Origin of the sequence: Rhodococcus sp. WS1, assembly GCF_003797745.1 — a bacterium.
In the GTDB taxonomy this organism is placed as follows: Bacteria; Actinomycetota; Actinomycetes; order Mycobacteriales; family Mycobacteriaceae; genus Rhodococcus_F; species Rhodococcus_F erythropolis.
Genome location: NZ_RKLZ01000001.1, coordinates 690,736 through 708,392, shown reverse-complemented (window position 1 = coordinate 708,392; position 17,657 = coordinate 690,736). Strand labels below are relative to the sequence as shown.

The following is a 17,657-nucleotide window of genomic DNA, read 5'->3' as shown; positions in this document are numbered from 1 at the left end:
AAGTCTTGTGTCTGATTCCCCAACATCTGAAACCGCTTCGGCGAATGCCCCGGTAGCCACTCGAGTCATCGGGCTCGCCATCATCGTCCTGAGTGGTTTGCAGATGATGGTGGTGCTCGACGGCACCGTCGCGAACCTCGCGCTGGCGCCATTGCAGGCAGACCTCGGGCTGAGCGACAGTGGTCGTAATTGGGTGTTGACCTCGTACGCGCTTGCGTTCGGTGGGCTCATGCTCCTCGGCGGTCGCCTCGGTGACGCGTACGGGCGCAAGAAGATGTTCATCGCGGGAGTCTCGCTGTTCACGGTGGCGTCGTTGCTCTGTGGTCTCGCCCTGAACGAGGGCATGTTGATCGCAGCGCGGGCGCTTCAAGGTGTCGGCGCAGCCGTAGCGTCGCCCACCGCCTTCGCACTTGTTGCCACGACTTTCGCCGCGGGTCCGGCTCGTAATCAGGCCATCGCGATTTTTGCCGCCATGACGGGCGTCGGATCGATCGCCGGTCTGATCATCGGCGGCGCATTGACCGAGGTGTCGTGGCGTCTGATCTTCCTCATCAACGTCCCGATCGGCATCGCGCTCGTCGGCATGGCGTTCCGCGCCCTTCGCGAGACGAATCAGACGCGTCTGGCTTTGGATGTCCCCGGCGCGATCCTCGCGACCCTCGGTTGTACCGGTGTTGTTTTTGCTCTCACCGAAGGCCCGGAAATGGGATGGGGGAGTATCGCCGTCATCGGTGCATTGGCGGCCGGATTGGTCGCCCTCGCCGCCTTCCTCTTCGTCGAGCGAACTGCGGACAACCCGCTCTTGCCCTTCTCGTTGTTCGCCGATCGCAACCGTGTCGCGACGTTCCTCGCCATCTTCTTCGTCGGTGGCGCGATGTTCAGCATGACGGCCTTCGTCGCACTGTTCGTGCAGGACATCATGCAGTATTCGCCGTTGCGTGCCGGTATCGCGTTCATTCCGTTCGCGTTCGGATTGGGCGCCGCCGCGTCGGTTGCTTCCAAGCTCGCCGTGAAGGTTCAACCCCGTTGGCTGGTCCTCACCGGCGTCGTGATCATGATCGTCGGACTCCTCTACGGATCTACTCTCGATTCAGATTCCACCTACCTGGCCAACTTGTTCGTGCCCGTGATCGGGATCGGATTCGGTATCGGCCTCGCGATGGTGCCCTTGCCACTGTGCGCGATCGCCGGTGTGCCGGAGACCGAGATCGGCCCGCTGACGGCCATCGCTCAGGTTGCCCAGACGCTCGGTGGGCCACTGGCGCTGTCGGTGATCGGTGCGATGGCGACGTCGAAGACGCTCTCGCTCGGCGGCACTTCGGGCAAGGCAGCGGACATGAATCCGGCGCAATTGATCGCACTCGGAGAGGGATACACCTTCGCACTTGTGGGCTGCGCGGTCTGCGCGGTGTTCGCCGGTATCGCGGCGCTGTGCATCAGGTTCACACCTTCTCAGGTAGCCCAGGCTCAGGCTGCGGAGAAGGCAGCTCAGGGAATCGCCTGATCAGTCCTGTTTTTCCGCTTCGCTAGCCGATACGATCGTTGCAGGACGTGCCGAGAGTCTCGACGAATCGGGGTGCCGTGATGCGGATCGCGGACATATTGCGAAACAAGGGCAACAGCATCGTCACGATCGACGCCCACACGACGGTCAACGGGTTGCTGTGCGATCTTGCCCGCCACAACATCGGAGCCATGGTGGTGGTCGACGACGACGCGGTGGTCGGCATCATCTCCGAACGCGATGTCGTTCGACGCCTGCACGAGCGTGGCCCGGACCTTCTCGGGATCCAGGTTTCCGAGGTCATGACCGCACTGATGTACACGTGCGTTCCGGCAGACGCGGTGGACAGCATTGCCGCGATCATGACCGAGCGTCGAATTCGGCATCTGCCGGTGATCGAGGACGGCAACCTCCTCGGCATCGTCAGTATCGGTGACGTGGTGAAGAGCCGCATCGACGAGCTCAAGAGCGAACGCGATCAGCTCGAGTCGTACATCGATCAGGGCTGATCGATAGGTTGTCGCACGGTGACTACTCTCGTGTGATGGCCGCATTCCAGGAATCCACAGCAGACACGGTCACCATCGTGGCCGGCCTCGAGAGCACCTTCGCCGACGAACTCGGCGCTCTGACGGTGCCGTGGCAAGGTGCTGCCGCGCCCGACCCGCAGTTGCTCGTGCTGAACGAGCAGTTGGCTGCGTCGTTGAGATTGGACGTAGCAGCGCTGCGAAGTGTGGACGGGATCGGCGTCCTGTCCGGGTCGACGGTGCCGGTCGGGGCCACACCGGTGGCGATGGCATATGCGGGTCATCAGTTCGGTGGGTACGCACCAATTCTCGGGGACGGTCGCGCTTTGTTACTCGGCGAACTCGTCAGCATTGACGGGCAGCGAGTGGACTTGCATCTGAAGGGCTCCGGGCGCACGCCGTTCTCTCGGGGCGGCGACGGGTATGCGGTCGTAGGGCCGATGCTGCGCGAATATCTCGTCAGTGAGGCGATGAATGCCCTCGGTGTCCCCACTACGCGCGCGCTGTCGGTGGTGGCGACGGGCCGAGACGTTCGCCGCAACGGCGCAGAACCCGGTGCCGTGCTTGCACGGATCGCGTCGAGTCACTTACGCGTTGGGACCTTCGAGTTCGCGGCCCGGCAGGGCGAGGTATTGCAGCCGCTCACCGATTACGCGATTGCCCGGCACTACCCGGAGCTGACCGAACTTCCGGCAACGGGTACACACAATCGCTACCTGAAGTTCCTCGAGGCGGTGGTCGAGGCGCAGGCATCACTGGTGGCGAGGTGGATGCTCATCGGTTTCGTGCACGGGGTCATGAACACCGACAACACGACAATTTCGGGGGAGACCATCGATTACGGTCCGTGCGCCTTCCTCGACGCGTTCGATCCGGCGGCAGTGTTCAGCTCGATCGACCACGGGGGCCGCTATGCATTCGGCAATCAGCCCGCTGTACTGAAGTGGAACCTGGCGCGCTTGGCAGAAACACTGTTGCCACTGATCGATTCCACACCCGACGAAGCAATTTCCGCGGCGTCAGCAGTTCTCGAGACCTTCGACGAGCGCTACGAGGGTCACTACGCGGCCGGTCTCGCGGCAAAGCTCGGTCTGGCCCAGCCGTTTGTCGATCGGGCGCTCGTCGACGATCTGCTGACGTTGTTGGCGGGACACGGTGCTGATTGGACGGGCAGTTTCCGCGCTCTCGCCGACGTATTGCGCGGAAATTCGGTGCCTCTCGACAACCTCGTGCCACGGGAGCACATCGCGCCCTGGTTGCAGCGGTGGCAGGGAGCCCTGACCGAAAACGGATACGGGGCCGCGGAGACCGCGAGCGCGATGGATCGCGTCAACCCGCTGTACATTCCGCGTAATCATCGGCTCGACGCTGCCCTGCGCGCCGCGACCGACGGCGACCTCGCTCCATTCGAGAAGCTGCTGGAGGTTGTCACGCACCCGTTCGGCCGACGCGACGAGTGGGCTGACTACACCGAGGCGGCTCCGCAGTCTTTCAGCGAAACATTCCAAACCTTCTGTGGCACTTGACAGACGAAGCCATCAATCCGTCAGGATGATCAATTCGCGCTCCGACGCGATTTCGACGCGCAAGCCCGCCTTCGACGCCACCCGCGCAACACCCTTGATGTCGGTCGGTTCGCCGCGCGAGACCACCAGCGCACGGGCGAGCAGACCTTTGTGATGCTTGTTGAAGTGACTGACGACAGTGCGGGTGCCGTCCGGCTTCTCGGTGAGGACCGTTGCGATCAGTGCGTCCGGAACCGGTCCGAGGTCTTGGTAGGTGCCGGACCGTAGATCGATGACAAGGCCGTCGGCTTCGGCCGCCAAGGCCTTCGGCAACTCCGGCTTCCACAGTGAGCGGAGCGTGCCCATCCCGGGCAGCTTGGACCCGCCGGAAAGGCGGTAGGCGGGGATCAGATCTCCCGCACGGACTGCACCGAACAGAGCGGAGCCGATCGCGATCCGATCGAGAGCCTTGGCCTTCTGGGCGCGGGTGAACGACTTGGCGTCGAGGGCGTCGAAGAGCACCCCGGTGTAGCGCTGCAGCGCGGGCCGCGTCGCGGACACCCACAGCTTGGCGTTGCGTTCCACTTCGTCTGCTTGCGTCGGACCGAGCCCGAGCGCTTCGCACGACGCCTCGACGTCAGCGGCCAGATCGACCAGCGTCTGAACCAGCAATTCGCGCGTTTCGGTCAACTGTGGCATCGACAGTTCGGCCAGATCGAGGGGCGCATCCTTGCCGCCGTCGGACTTGGTTTCTGAGGGAGGCAGCAGTACAAGCACGCTGTAACCGTACCGAGGCCCGCTCGGCCGACTGCGGCGACTATCCTTACACCTCGTGATTACCCGTCTGTCCCACCTGTTCCTGCGTACCCTGCGTGACGATCCCTCGGACGCCGAAGTTGCCAGCCACAAATTGCTGGTTCGTGCCGGCTACGTGCGTCGTATCGCTCCAGGCGTCTACTCGTGGTTGCCGCTGGGATTGCGGGTGCTGCGCGAGGTTGAGCGTGTTGTCCGCGAAGAAATGAATGCCATTGGTGGGCAGGAAATTCTGCTGCCTGCTCTGCTCCCGCGCGATCCCTACGAGGCGTCGAACCGCTGGACCGAGTACGGCCCCAACCTGTTCCGCCTCAAGGACCGCAAGGGCAACGACTACATGCTCGGCCCGACGCACGAGGAGCTCTTTGCTCTGACGGTCAAGGGTGAGTACAACTCGTACAAGGACTTCCCGGTCACCCTGTACCAGGTGCAGACCAAGTACCGCGACGAAGAGCGTCCGCGTGCGGGCATTCTGCGTGGTCGCGAGTTCCTCATGAAGGATTCGTACTCCTTCGACCTCAGCGACGAAGGTCTGACGGAGTCGTACCAGGCGCACCGCGGCGCCTACGAGAAGATCTTCACGCGTCTGGGCGTCAAGTACGTCATCGTCTCGGCGACCTCCGGTGCGATGGGCGGCAGCGCGTCCGAGGAGTTCCTTGCCGAGAGCGAGATCGGCGAAGACACCTACGTGCGCTGCCTCGAATCCGGCTACGCCGCCAACGTCGAGGCCGTCAAGACTGTTGTTCCCGACTCGATTCCGTTCGACGGGCTGCCCGAAGCCAAGGTGTACGACACCGCGAACACACCCACCATCGACACTCTCGTGGACTGGGCGAACGGTGCCGACCTCGGCCGCACGATCACCGCCGCCGACACTCTCAAGAACATCATGGTCAAGACCCGCCTGCCCGGCGGCGAGTGGGAACTGCTCGGTATCGGCATCCCCGGCGACCGTGAGGTCGACGAAAAGCGCCTCGAAGCTTCACTGGAGCCGGCCGAGTTCGTGATGATCACCGAGACCGACTTCAAGAACAACCCGTTCCTGGCCAAGGGTTACATCGGCCCGAAGGCTCTGCAGGCCAACGGTGTTCGCTACCTTGTCGACCCGCGCGTCGTCGACGGCACCAGCTGGATCACCGGCGCCGACGAAGACGGCAAGCACGTGGTCGGCCTCGTTGCCGGTCGCGACTTCACCCCTGACGGAACCATCGAAGCCGCCGAGGTTCGTGACGGCGACGCCTCGCCCGACGGAGCCGGCACGCTGGTCTCGGCTCGCGGTATCGAGATCGGGCACGTCTTCCAGCTCGGCCGCAAGTACACCGACGTCTTCACCGTCGACGTCCTCGCCGAGAACGGCAAGCCTGTCCGCCCGACCATGGGTTCGTACGGCGTCGGCGTCTCGCGTCTGGTGGCCGTCATTGCCGAGCAGCACCATGACGAGAAGGGTCTGCGCTGGCCTGCCGAGGTTTCACCGGCCGACGTCTACCTCGTCATCGCGAACAAGGACGAGACCGCGCGCGAAGGCGCCGAAGGCCTCGCCGCGCAACTCGACCGTGCCGGACTCGAAGTGATTCTCGACGACCGTAAGGCGTCGCCTGGCGTGAAGTTCAAGGACTCCGAGCTGATCGGTGTTCCGCTGATCGTTGTCGTCGGCCGTGGTTGGGCCGACGGCAAGGTCGAGATTCGCGACCGCTTCACCGGCGAGAGCCGTGAGATCGACGCCGACTCGGCGATCGAGGAGATCATCAGCGCAGTTCGCGGCTGATTCGAATAGTCGTCAGGGCCGCCGCAGCCACCTCCCGAGGTGTCTGCGGCGGCCCTTCTTTTCTGCCACAATCGTGGCTATGGAACGCGAACCGGATTGGGCAGAAGTCGACGGCTATCTCGTTTCCACGTTGGTAGGTGAAGATCGGGTTCTCGACGCGGCACTCGCCGCCAACTCCGAGGCCGGTCTCCCGCCCATCGACGTGGCGCCGAACCAGGGCAAGCTCCTCAACCTTCTGGCGCGAATGTGCTTGGCGCGCAATGTCCTCGAGATCGGAACGCTCGGCGGATACAGCACGATCTGGCTCGCTCGCGCGGTCGGCCCCTCGGGCCAGGTCATCACGCTGGAATTCGATCCCACTCATGCGGATGTCGCTCGGGCGAATATCGAGCGCGCCGGCTTGGCTGACCGTGTCGACGTCCGCGTCGGGGCCGCGCTCGACAGCCTCCCGTCGATCGCGAAGGAAGAGTTGGGACCTTTCGACTTGGTCTTCATCGACGCCGACAAGGAGAACAACACCGAGTACGTGCGGTGGGCGTTGGCCCTTTCGCATCCCGGAACCGTCATCATCGTGGACAACGTGGTGCGTGGGGGACATGTGTCCAACCCGGATATCGACGACGAGCGCGTCAAAGCGAGTCGAGCGGTGTTGGAGATGATCGCGGCCGAGCCGAAACTCGACGGCACCGCCATTCAAACCGTGGGTTCGAAGGGGTGGGACGGGTTTGCCGTTGCAGTAGTGAACGAGTGAGCGCAGACTCGAAGCGGTGAGGATGCTGGGGGCAGCAAAGGCGGCATGGCGATGGGTGCGCAGTGCTCCCGGTACCTATGTCTGGTTGCTTGCCCTGCTGTTCACCACGCTGTTCCTGCGGCATCTGCCTGACAATGTCGAGGAGCGTTTTCTCGGCAAGCGCTCGACCAATCTGCATCACCTGGCCGAAGACCCGCTACGAGTCCTGTTCTCGAGTGCCTTCTGGCTCGAAGGTGGCGGTTGGTTGGGATACCTGGTTCTCTTCACCATCTTTCATGCAACGGCTGAGCGTTGGCTCGGGACGTGGCGGTGGCTGTGTGTTGTCGTCATCGCCCACGTCGGAGCCACGTACATCAGCGAAGGTGTTCTGTACGAAGGTATTCGGCACGGATACGTGGCGGAGTCGGCGGTCAACACTCTCGACGTGGGAGTGAGCTACGGTCTGGCCGGCATCATGGGGATTCTGGTGTACCGCATCGTCGATCCGTGGCGATACGTCTATCTCGCGGGGCTGTTGCTCTTCTACGGTGTACCTCTGATTTTCGCCACCAATTTCACCGCCATCGGCCACATGTCTGCGTTGTTGCTGGGATTGGCGTGCTATCCGATCACGCGTGCTCGGGCGGGCACGTGGAATCCGATGGACCTGTGGCATTCGCGAAGAATCGCAGGTCTTCCATGAATCGCACCGCGGAAAGTTACCCGCTGGTAGTTTAGCGTCATCGACGAAAGGTAATGACGTGTCTGGCACCGATGGATTGCTCTTCAACCCCCATACTTACGACCCCGCTCAGTTCGATCCGGAGACCCGCCGTTTGCTGCGAGCCACCATCGAATGGTTCGAGAGCCGCGGCAAGAAGCAACTGCTTCAGGACGACCTCGACGCCGTGTGGGTCTCCGACTTTCTCGAGTTCGTCGGCAAGGAGAAGTTGTTCGCGACGTTCCAGACTCCGGCGGCATTCGCCGACGGTGACGAGAACCGTCGTTGGGACGGTGCCCGCAACGCGGCCTTGAGTGAGATCTTCGGTTTCTACGGACTCGCTTACTGGTACGCCTGGCAGGTCACGATCCTCGGACTCGGACCGATCTGGATGAGTGACAACGACGCAGCGAAGAAGCGCGCAGCGCAGGAACTCGTCGACGGTGGTGTCATGGCGTTCGGCCTGTCCGAGCGTGATCACGGCGCCGACGTGTACTCCACCGACATGCTTCTCACTCCCACCGACGGCGACGTCGCCTTCCGCGCGAGCGGCGAGAAGTACTACATCGGAAACGGCAACGTAGCCGGAATGGTGTCTGTGTTCGGGCGTCGTACCGACGTCGAGGGTCCCGAAGGCTACGTGTTCTTCGTCGCCGACAGTGCACATCCGAACTATCAGCTTGTGGACAACGTCCTGCGCGGGCAAATGTACGTCAGCAATTTCCGCCTCGACGACTACCCGGTGCGCGAGGAAGACATTCTGCACACCGGCGTCGCCGCATTCGAGGCCGCGCTCAACACGGTCAACGTCGGAAAGTTCAACCTGTGCACCGGCTCCATCGGGATCACCGAACATGCGTTCTTCGAAGCAATCACTCACGCGCAGAATCGAATTCTCTACGGTAATCCGGTCACGGACTTCGCCCATGTACGCGCCGCCTTCGTCGACGCGTACTCACGGTTGATCGCGATGAAACAGTTCAGCGCGCGGGCGGTCGACTACTTCCGCAGCGCCAGCCTCGAAGACCGTCGCTACCTGCTGTTCAATCCCATGACCAAGGCCAAGGTCACCTCGGAAGGTGAAAAGGTCGTCACGTTGCTGCACGACGTGATCGCGGCAAAGGGGTACGAGAAGTCCACGTACTTCCGTGAAGCAGCGCAGATGATCGGCACGCTGCCCAAGCTCGAGGGCACCGTCCACGTCAACGTCGGCCTGATCCTCAAGTTCTTGCCGAACTACCTGTTCAACCCCGCGGAGTTCCCGGAGATCGTCACGCGCGACGACGCAGCCGACGACGAGTTCTTCTGGAATCAGGGACCGACCCGCGGCGCTGCGAAGATCCAGTTCCACGAGTGGAAGCCCGTCTACGAGAAGCACTCTTCGATCCCGAACGTCGCTCGTTTCTACGAGCAGGCGATCGCACTCACCGAATTGCTCACTGCGGCAGCGCCGGACGCGCAGCAGCAGAAGGATCTCGATTTCATGCTCAATGTCGGGCACCTGTTCTCCCTCGTCGTCTACGGTCATCTGATTCTCGAGCAGGCCGAGATCAGCGGACTCGACGCCGACGTTGTCGATCAGATCTTCGACTTCCAGATTCGCGACTTCTCGGGATACGCGATCGCACTGCACGGAAAGCCGTCGTCGACGCCGGAGCAGCAGAAGTGGGCCTTGGCCGCAGTGCGGAAGCCTGTTGTGGACAGTGAACGCTTCGACCGGGTGTGGCAGCAGGTCAAGGCGTACGACGGTGCATACGAGATGCGCGCATGACCGCGCCGGTGGTACGTGAGCAGTTGATGGCCGTCGTGGAGGGATCCCCGAAAGCCGTCGGCGCGCATGACCGCTCGACCTGGGTTGCGCTGTTTGCCGAAGACGGCCAGATCAACGACCCTGTAGGTTCACGTCCGCATAACGGGCAGGTGGCGATCGAGAGTTTTTACGACACGTTCATCGCCCCCAATTCGATCACCTTCCACGTCGAGCGCGATATCGTGTGCGGCCGCACAGTGTGGCGCGATCTGAGCCTCGCTACCGAGATGTCGACCGGAGTCGTCCTCGACGTGCCGATGCATTTGCGCTACGACTTGGTGGGGGAGCCCGATTCCTTGCGGATCGGAACCCTCTATGCGCATTGGGAATTGGCAACGATGCTGAGCCAGCTCGCTACCGCCGGCGTTGCCGGGGTGAAGGCGGCCGCGAAATTGACCCCGCAGCTGCTCTCGAACCAGGGGATCGGCGGTGCGCTCGGATTCTCGCGCGGCATCTTCGGAGTCGGAGACAAAGGCAAGAAGGCGGCTTCGCGGTTCCTCGATGCGGCCGCTGTCGGTCGAACGCCGCCGGTACCCGTCGAGCTTCCGGCGGGGACGCAGTTGTCCAATGCCGACGTCAACGCTCTGCTCACCGGCGTGACGAAGAGCAAGATGCTGGTTGCCGGTCGCACCGTGACGGCGAGCGTAATCGTGTGCGGGGAACCGGCCATCGCCCTGTTCGGCTTCGAGGCGAGCGGTCATCGCCTCAATCGGGTGCGCTTCTTCACCGAGAGCTGATACCGAGAACACTCGAATGCAGGTCAGGCTCGGCGCGCCACTCCGGCGCGCCGAGCCTTCGCTTTTCTGAGAATTGTCAGATCGCCCCGAGATCCGCAGACAGCCAGTGCTGCGGATTCATATAGATCGCTACCTGCTCGCCCAACTGCGATCGCGCGAATTCGAGATATCCGTCGACCTTGTCCGGGGTCAGGTATCGCCGCGAGACTTCGACCAGCATCTCGTCGGTGCCCGGAACGATCTTGTCGACGGATCCGCTGACGCTGACGTAACGGATTGTCGGATCGAGCCTTTCGGCCATCAACGAGAAATGCCCGGCCGACTCGATGAGTCGTGCCTTTCGTGAATCCTTGCCCGTGAGGATCCATGGTTTGCCACCGGGTGAGTACAGGTACCAGATCGGGACGGTCAACGGACCGCGTTCGGTGCCGTCCGCTACGGACAGCGCCCCGATGTGGGGTTCGGCCAGGAACTGTTCACGCTCATTTTCGGAGAGTGCCATTCCTCGAGATTACCGCGACGTTTGACATGGCGTTGTGACTCCGTACACAATCGATGTGCTCATTATGAACATGCGTTCGCAATGCGAACAGATCTCGATCTGGACTACTGGATCTGAACCGGTAGCGAACGCCCACAAGCAGTGAATGTCGAGGATCCGATGACCGCACCGCATACGCAATCGAGTTCGATCACCGGTTCGCCTGGGGCGCGTGCCGCAATGTGGGTAGCACCGCTGTGTTGGATCGCTGTGCTTCTGGACGGATTCGACCTGGTCGTACTCGGTGCGGTCATTCCTTCGCTTCTCGACTACGACGCGTGGGGATTGAGTACCGGCACGATCACGATGATCTCGACCTTCGGGCTCATCGGCATGACCATCGGCGCCCTCGTCATCGGCACTCTCACTGACGTCATCGGTCGACGCCGCGCGCTGCTGTACGCCGTTGCCGCATTCTCGATTCTGACTCTGTTGTGCGCAATTGCGCCCAATCCGTTCATCTTCGGTCTGCTGCGCTTCCTCGCCGGGGTGGGACTGGGTGGCGCCCTTCCGACGGCATTGGCTCTGGTCAACGAATTCTCGAAGAAACAAGGCGGTGGATCTGCGTCGACCATGCTGATGACCGGCTATCACGTCGGCGCCGTTGCCACCGCCGCGCTGGCGCTCGTCGTGATCGAACCTTTCGGTTGGCGGGCGATGTTCGTTGTCGGCGCACTTCCTGCCGTCGTCCTGATTCCACTCATGTTGCGGTATCTGCCGGAATCCCCGTCGTACCTTCTCGCTCACGGAAAGCGTGCCGAGGCCGAGGAAATCGCTGCCCGCTACGGTGTCGAGCTCGAGGCTGCGCCTACGTCCGAAGCTGGGCGCGCCGAAGCCGCCAATCCCGTTCGCGCACTGTTCTCTTCGAAGTTCCTGCGTAACAGCATCGCCATCTGGATCACCAGTTTCATGGGCTTGCTGCTCGTCTACGGATTGAACACGTGGCTTCCGACGATCATGCGCGAGGCCGGTTACAACCTCGGAGCCTCGTTGACGTTCCTTCTGATCCTCAATGCCGGAGCCGTCGTCGGGCTGTTGATCGCCGGGGGCGTCGCGAACAAGATCGGCCCGCGTACCGCAGCAATCGTGTGGTTCACGGGAGCAGCGTTGTTCCTGGCGCTTCTGAGTGTGAAGGTGTCGTTCGGAATCTACGTGATGGTCTTCCTCGCCGGATGCTTCGTTTTCAGTGCACAGGTACTGGTCTACGCCTTCACGAGCGCCAATCACCCACCGCAGATTCGCGCGACAGCGCTCGGATGGTCGGCGGGTGTCGGCCGGGTCGGTGCGATCTGTGGCCCGATTCTGGGCGGAGTTCTCCTGGGTGCGGGTTACGCCGTGCCGTGGGGTTTCTACGCTTTCGCGCTCGTCGGACTGCTCGGTGCAATTTCGATCTCCTGCACACGGGTTCGCACCTGAAATACCAGTTTCGCAGGTTGGTGCGCTACTGCTATCGTTGAATATGAGTATGAAGAGTAGCGCTATCGTCACGTCACGGGCACCGCTACCGATGCCATCGTCTCGATCCGGTTTGTGGTGGGGCTTGCTCGGTGTTCTGGCGTTCTCGTTCACCGTTCCGCTCACGAGGGTCGCCGTCGCGGATCTCGACCCCCTGTTCGTCGGCGCGGGCCGCGCCGTCGTTGCCGGGGCCCTTGCGATTGTGATGCTGTCGGTTACTCGCGCGACGCTTCCGACGCTTCGGCAGTGGTTGCGCATCGCACTCGTGACCGTTGGCGCGGTACTGGGGTTTTCACTGTTCACCACGTTTGCGTTGCAGACATCGCCGGCGAGTCACGCGGCAGTCGTGATCGGGCTACTTCCCGCTGCGACCGCGGTATTTGCCGTCGTCCGAGGAAAAGAGCGTCCCAGTAAGGGATTCTGGTGGGCAAGCGCCGCCGGTGCGGTATCGGTCGTAGGGTTCGTGGCCGTCGCAAACGGCGGACTCGGCTCGTTCCATCTCGCTGATCTTCTTCTGTTCGCCGCGGTTGTCTGTGCAGCGCTGGCATATTCGGAAGGTGCGTTGCTGGCCCGCGAGATCGGGTCGTGGCAGACGATCGCCTGGGCATTGATTCTCGGACTGCCGGTCACGATTGCGTTGACGGTGGCGTCCATGGCCCAGGCTCCGGTCTCTGCCGATGTGAATTCGTGGCTTTCGTTTGCCTACCTGGGATGCGTGAGTATGTTTCTCGGGTTCTTTCCCTGGTACCGGGGTCTGGCGATCGGTCCCATTTCCACTGTGAGCCAAACACAGTTGGTTCAACCGGTGCTCAGCATTGCCTGGTCGGCGCTGATCCTCGGTGAGGCGTTGTCACCCTCGATCGTGGCCGGCGGCGTCGTCGTCATCGGGTGTGCCTGGCTTGCCCTGAAGGCGCGAGTGGCAGCGCCGCGTGCTGTGCCGGCACGCGACGCGACCACTGCGACCGATGATTCAGAAAAGCGGGCCGCCACCGAAGGCACTGCGGTGTGACGCAGGTTGTTTCCCGTTGGCGTCGGTGATTCCGTACTCGACGGCCGTCTCGGCGGTGATCAGTGTGTGACCGCTGCGCGCGTTCACTTCTGGATCGTTGGCCAATGCAGTGATGACCTGGCCGACGAATTCCGGGGTTTCGGCCTCGGCCAGTGAGAAGCCTTCGAAGCTCTCGATCCCACTCGCCTCCATCCGCTCGTTGCGGATCAACCCGAGCCAGAAGGAAAGTGCGGTGACGCCGGTTCCCTTCAAATCGACAGCCATGTCGGCGGCCATCTTGTCCAAACCTGCCTTCGACATCCCGTACAGGACAGAGTGCAGGTACCCGCGGGTGCCGAATGACGAGATATTGCCGATCACTCCACTGCCCCGGGGGACCATCAACTTCGCCGCTTCCACCGAAGCAACGTAGTGGGCGCGCAGTCCGATTCCGATCAGCGAATCCCAATCGTCGATCGGCCTCTTCCAGAACGGATCGGCGAAGCCGGCATAGCCCGCCGGGTTGGCCCAGACGTTGTTGACCAGAAGATCGAGGCGGCCTGACTGTTCCTCGGCGATGCGTGCAAACAGGTCGACGATCTGTTGATCGTCGGCGTGATCGCACTGCACGGCAATGCCGTGACCGCCGCGCTCGGTGATCTCCGCCGCGGTGCGATCGAGTGGGCTGTCGGCGCCGACGGTGCCTCGGGCCGTCACGTACACCGTCCAGCCGTCGCTTCCCAGTGCGAGGGCAATGCCTTTACCGACGCTCCTACTCGCGCCGGTCACGAGCGCTACTTTGCCGTTTGTCGACGTGGTCATCGGGGGCCTCCCAACGAACCCTCGGCGATATCAGTGTCGGGGGACAGGGGAGTGGTGATCGACCACGTCTCCGTGAAGTGGCATTGACTCATTTTCCACACACCGTCCTCGATCACGTATTTGTCGTCGTATTCGCCGGTCATCAACTTCTCGGTGCGTCCGACAGTGTCGACCTGGCGGAACTGCAGAGTCCATCGCCCCACCGCCGACGTCTCCGAGGTCAGTGTGATGTCGGGATGCAACCCGTGATGCATGTCGAGCACCGCGTACCGGCCGTCGACCTTGCGAAGAGCGATCTTCTCGAAGATGTCCGCCATCGGCCCGGCGTCGTCGAACGCGCCGAGACGGCCGTAGTCGATCGACGCTCCTGAACGGATGAAGCTGCTGCGGAACCGAACCGGATCCTTGGCGTCACATGCTCGCCAGTAGCCATGTTTGAGCTTCTTGATTTCCTCGATCTGTTCGAGCGCGTCGAGGCGTTGTGCGAGATCCACTACCGTCGGTCCTTTTCGTCTGGGTTTCCCGGAGACATGTCGGATCGACTGTAGGGTGTCCTCAGTCACATGTGTGTAGTTTTTCCCAGTGACCGGTCAGGAAACGGTGTCGGTTTCGCTCGAGGATTCGTCGCCGGTGAGAGTGATTGCAGTCGAGTCGCTGAAGACGCTGCCCCAGAGTTCGCCGAGGGCCGGATCTTCTTCGGCGTGTTCGGGTGCCATCATTGCGAGCAGATTGTTGATCAGCATGCCGTTCGCGATGAACAAGCGTGCTTGCTCGGGCGTGCAACCGGTGCGCTCGCGCAGCAAGGTGTAGATGCCGGACATGGCGGTCCGGGACACGGCGGCGACGTCGTCGGTGCTGGTTGCGAAGCCGTGCAACATGACGAGCAGCAGATCTCGATCGAGGACCAGCTCGCCGTAGGCGGATCCGAGTTCGGCCCAGAACTGCGGATTGCTCGGATCGATTGTGACGGTGTCCAATTTGTCGTTGAAGGTGCGGACGATTTCGTCGAGCGCACGCGTGAACACCGCGTGGAACAAATCTGCCTTGGTTCCGAACATGCGCACGACGTAGGGCTGCGAGACGCCGGCTTCCTTGGCGACGGCGTCCGTGCTGGTGCCGGAGTATCCGCCCTTTGCAAATGCCCGCGTTGCCGCGGCAAGGACCAGTGCGCGACGTTCCGGTGCGCTCATCCTGCGGGTACGTGGTTCAGCTGCACCGATCGACATATTGACACGTTATCACCGGATAGCTTAGTTTCGACTTAAGTAATCAATCGATGCCTTAAGGCACCTTCACATCGAGGAATCACGATGACCGTTTTGACGAAGTCCGGATCGGACGCCGCATCCGGGTCGGAAAACAGTGGAGGACGTAAGGTTCCGATCGCGATAGCGATGGTTGCTGCTTCTCTGCCCATGTTCATGGCTACCCTCGACAACCTCGTGATGACGAGCGCGCTGCCGGTGATCGAGAAGGAACTGAACGCGTCCGTCGGGCAGCTCCAATGGTTCATGAATGCGTACACGCTCTGCTTTGCGACGCTGATGCTTTCGGCGACGACGCTCGGCGATCGGTGGGGACGCCGCCGGATGTTCGTGTTCGGAATCGGGCTGTTCACGGCTGCATCGATCGCTTCGGCGCTGTCGACAACTCCCGCCCTGCTGATTGCGGCCCGGGCATTTCAAGGCGCGGGCGCAGCCGCGATCATGCCGCTCTCGCTGACCCTCCTCGTCGCAGCCGTACCGGAAGCCAAGCGCGCCATGGCAATCGGTGTCTGGGGTGGCGTCTCCGGACTGGGAATCGCGATGGGTCCCGTGGTCGGTGGAGCGGTAGTCGACGGGTTCTCTTGGCAGGGGATCTTCTGGATCAACGTGCCGGTTGCGATCGTTGCCGTTCCTCTCGCGTTGTATGCGTTGCGTGAATCGACCGGTCGCACACAACCTCTCGACCTTCCCGGTGTCGCACTCGCCGGACTCGGTGTGTTTCTGGCGGTGTGGGGGATCGTTCACGGCAACGACGACGGCTGGGGATCGCTTGGAGTGGTTGCGTCGTTGGTCGGTTCCGCAGTCGCGTTGGCGCTGTTCGTTCTTCGCGAGATGAAGACGTCACATCCGGTCATGCCACTACGTCTGTTCCGTTCACGCAGCTTCTCGATGGCGAACGTCATCGGCTTGACCTTCTCGATCGGGATCTTCGGAGCGGTGTTCCTTCTGTCGCAGTACCTCCAGATCGTGATGGGCTACAGCCCGTTCCAAGCAGGCCTGCGGACGCTTCCGTGGACGGCAGCGCCGATGATTTTCGCTCCTCTCGCCGGTTTTCTGGCGCCGAAGGTCGGGCTCCGTTCACTTCTGCTGACCGGTCTACTTCTCCAGGCCGGAGCATTGTTCTGGTTGGCCGCGTTGATCGGTCCCGACGTGACGTACGGTTCGCTGGTTCCGGCGCTACTGATGGCGGGCATCGGCATGGGCCTGACCTTCGCGCCGAGTTCCACGGCGGTCCTCGTCGACATGGACGAGCCTGATCACGGAACGGCCAGTTCGACCAACTCGACGCTTCGCGAGATCGGTGTTGCGCTGGGAATCGCGGTTCTCACCGCAGTCTTCCTTGCGGCCGGGGGTGCGCTCACGCCACTCGGTTACGGAGATGCGCTGACACCTGCCCTGCGCGTCGGCGGTTGCTTCGTATTGGTGGCCGTGGTTGCGGCTTGGTTCGTGCCCTCGCATCGCAAGAGCTGAGCACTGCTGTGCGCCTTTATTAACCGCCGGCGGTTAATAAAGGCGCACAGCAGTTTACGAAGCCGGGTCCCCTGGGAACGCTGATGTGGACGGAGCGGTTCCCAGTGCGGACCGCCATCCGGCGCCGCGGATTGCCGCATCGGTCAGGCCGTCGATTCCGAACGTGCGGAGTTGGTCGGTATCGACCTGTTCGACGAATGCCCGGTAGGTCACGGCGGTGTCGGATTCGATCTGTGCTGCCAGTTGTGCCGCGGTAACGGCGTCCGTCACCGGGAACGGGATCTCGTAGGCTGCCGCGGCTGTCGGCGGGGTCTCGCCCGCGTCGGTCGACAGGGCAACCAGCGCATCACGTCGCGCGCGGTGCGCGGCTGTATGTGTGGCAACTTCGTTGACACGGGCAGGATTCGAAAACGCGGCAACCACTCCGTAAGCGAAGATCGCGGCATTCTCTGATTCGATTGCGGTCAGCAATGCAGAACTCTCGGTTCGACGGGTGTGCGAAGTGATCATGGAAGCAACACCGCAACCTGGGTCGAGCACGACGCGCTGATCGAACCGAGCAAGCCCGCGCGATAGCCGGACATCGTGCGAGCGAGATCCGCGGCACTGCGCGCCGAATCGTTAAGCGAGGTCCTCAAGGTGTCGACGCCCGTCGGAGCGTTTGCGACCGAGGTCGACGGGGGCGCAGTGGTCGTAGCGCCGCCGCCCGCTGCTCGCGCAATCTCGGCGTCGAGTTCGAGTGCATGCGCTGTGCGTTCGGCGCTGATCGTGGTCAGTGATGCCGACTTGTCCGGCGCAAGAGCGATGGCGGCGGTTGCGGCTGCCGCGTCGGAGCGAGCTCGCTCGGCCTGGGCCGTCAACTGGTCGACTTCTGCAGCCGCCTCCGCTGTGCCGGTGTCGGTGCAGGCGGACAACGAGAAGGCTGCAGCGCCCAACGCTGCTGCGGTTCCCGTCATCTTGAGCGCACTCCGCCGGGAGAGTGGGGTAGTAGTCATGGGCGTCAG

18 protein-coding genes are annotated in these 17,657 nt (G+C 62.5%); 11 read left to right on the top strand and 7 right to left on the bottom strand.

The window, feature by feature from the left end; genetic code table 11:
* Positions 1–7 precede the first annotated feature (7 nt).
* The 3 genes from EEB12_RS03175 (at position 8) to EEB12_RS03165 (ending at position 3,557) form a co-directional block, all read left to right on the top strand.
* Entirely contained in the window at positions 8–1,504 is a 1,497-nt protein-coding gene (locus EEB12_RS03175; protein ID WP_020907421.1) for an MFS transporter, read from the top strand.
* Between the two features lie 80 nt (positions 1,505–1,584).
* Entirely contained in the window at positions 1,585–2,013 is a 429-nt protein-coding gene (locus tag EEB12_RS03170) for a CBS domain-containing protein (protein ID WP_007735005.1), read from the top strand.
* A 35-nt stretch (positions 2,014–2,048) separates the two neighbouring features.
* Positions 2,049–3,557: a protein adenylyltransferase SelO gene (locus EEB12_RS03165; RefSeq protein WP_181447587.1), complete on the top strand. Its 1,509-nt coding sequence runs from the start codon at positions 2,049–2,051 to the stop codon at positions 3,555–3,557.
* A gap of 12 nt (positions 3,558–3,569) precedes the next feature.
* Here EEB12_RS03165 and yaaA read toward each other — a convergent pair whose 3' ends face one another.
* A complete protein-coding gene (gene yaaA / locus EEB12_RS03160) occupies positions 3,570–4,313 on the bottom strand; it encodes a peroxide stress protein YaaA (RefSeq protein WP_141487397.1) in 744 nt (247 codons plus the stop codon).
* 55 nt (positions 4,314–4,368) lie between these two features.
* Between yaaA and EEB12_RS03155 the strand changes: the two genes are divergently transcribed.
* The 5 genes from EEB12_RS03155 to EEB12_RS03135 all read left to right on the top strand — a co-directional run bounded on the left by EEB12_RS03155 (position 4,369) and on the right by EEB12_RS03135 (position 10,112).
* Positions 4,369–6,114: a proline--tRNA ligase gene (locus tag EEB12_RS03155; RefSeq protein WP_020969391.1), complete on the top strand. Its 1,746-nt coding sequence runs from the start codon at positions 4,369–4,371 to the stop codon at positions 6,112–6,114.
* Between the two features lie 79 nt (positions 6,115–6,193).
* Positions 6,194–6,865 (top strand): O-methyltransferase, encoded by a 672-nt coding sequence (locus EEB12_RS03150; protein WP_141487396.1) that lies wholly within the window; start codon positions 6,194–6,196, stop codon positions 6,863–6,865.
* A 22-nt stretch (positions 6,866–6,887) separates the two neighbouring features.
* Positions 6,888–7,547 (top strand): rhomboid-like protein, encoded by a 660-nt coding sequence (locus EEB12_RS03145; RefSeq protein ID WP_021343988.1) that lies wholly within the window; start codon positions 6,888–6,890, stop codon positions 7,545–7,547.
* A 58-nt stretch (positions 7,548–7,605) separates the two neighbouring features.
* A complete protein-coding gene (locus tag EEB12_RS03140; RefSeq protein ID WP_099697915.1) occupies positions 7,606–9,336 on the top strand; it encodes an acyl-CoA dehydrogenase family protein in 1,731 nt (576 codons plus the stop codon).
* On the top strand, positions 9,333–10,112 hold the full coding sequence (locus tag EEB12_RS03135) for a nuclear transport factor 2 family protein (RefSeq protein WP_099697914.1): 780 nt from the start codon (positions 9,333–9,335) through the stop codon (positions 10,110–10,112). The genes EEB12_RS03140 and EEB12_RS03135 overlap by 4 nt, the downstream gene beginning before the upstream one ends.
* A 76-nt stretch (positions 10,113–10,188) precedes the next feature.
* Here EEB12_RS03135 and EEB12_RS03130 read toward each other — a convergent pair whose 3' ends face one another.
* Positions 10,189–10,614: a pyridoxamine 5'-phosphate oxidase family protein gene (locus tag EEB12_RS03130; RefSeq protein WP_020907428.1), complete on the bottom strand. Its 426-nt coding sequence runs from the start codon at positions 10,612–10,614 to the stop codon at positions 10,189–10,191.
* A 159-nt stretch (positions 10,615–10,773) separates the two neighbouring features.
* Here EEB12_RS03130 and EEB12_RS03125 point away from each other — a divergent pair, with 159 nt between their 5' ends.
* Both EEB12_RS03125 and EEB12_RS03120 read left to right on the top strand, forming a co-directional pair.
* The gene (locus EEB12_RS03125; RefSeq protein WP_020907429.1) at positions 10,774–12,069 is read left to right on the top strand and encodes an MFS transporter; all 1,296 of its coding nucleotides are present in this window, start codon (positions 10,774–10,776) and stop codon (positions 12,067–12,069) included.
* Positions 12,070–12,160: 91 nt separating this feature from the next.
* Positions 12,161–13,117, top strand: a complete 957-nt coding sequence (locus EEB12_RS03120) for a DMT family transporter (RefSeq protein ID WP_070386731.1) — start codon at positions 12,161–12,163, stop codon at positions 13,115–13,117.
* Here the strand turns inward: EEB12_RS03120 and EEB12_RS03115 are convergent.
* From EEB12_RS03115 to EEB12_RS03105, 3 genes are all read right to left on the bottom strand, one after another.
* Entirely contained in the window at positions 13,079–13,918 is an 840-nt protein-coding gene (locus EEB12_RS03115) for an SDR family NAD(P)-dependent oxidoreductase (protein WP_141487395.1), read from the bottom strand. The genes EEB12_RS03120 and EEB12_RS03115 overlap by 39 nt on opposite strands.
* On the bottom strand, positions 13,915–14,412 hold the full coding sequence (locus EEB12_RS03110) for a nuclear transport factor 2 family protein (protein WP_029255178.1): 498 nt from the start codon (positions 14,410–14,412) through the stop codon (positions 13,915–13,917). Before EEB12_RS03110 ends, EEB12_RS03115 begins: the two co-directional genes overlap by 4 nt.
* Positions 14,413–14,508: 96 nt before the next feature.
* On the bottom strand, positions 14,509–15,144 hold the full coding sequence (locus tag EEB12_RS03105; RefSeq protein WP_020969397.1) for a TetR/AcrR family transcriptional regulator: 636 nt from the start codon (positions 15,142–15,144) through the stop codon (positions 14,509–14,511).
* An 84-nt stretch (positions 15,145–15,228) separates the two neighbouring features.
* On the opposite strand from EEB12_RS03105, the gene EEB12_RS03100 reads away from it, so the two are divergent.
* Complete coding sequence (locus EEB12_RS03100; protein ID WP_141487394.1) at positions 15,229–16,653, top strand: MFS transporter; 1,425 nt, start codon at positions 15,229–15,231, stop codon at positions 16,651–16,653.
* 54 nt (positions 16,654–16,707) lie between these two features.
* Here the strand turns inward: EEB12_RS03100 and EEB12_RS03095 are convergent, their stop codons facing one another.
* Positions 16,708–17,163 (bottom strand): ferritin-like domain-containing protein, encoded by a 456-nt coding sequence (locus tag EEB12_RS03095; protein ID WP_080945658.1) that lies wholly within the window; start codon positions 17,161–17,163, stop codon positions 16,708–16,710.
* Positions 17,160–17,609: a hypothetical protein gene (locus EEB12_RS03090; protein ID WP_031331238.1), complete on the bottom strand. Its 450-nt coding sequence runs from the start codon at positions 17,607–17,609 to the stop codon at positions 17,160–17,162. The genes EEB12_RS03095 and EEB12_RS03090 overlap by 4 nt, the downstream gene beginning before the upstream one ends.
* Positions 17,610–17,657: the final 48 nt, after the last annotated feature.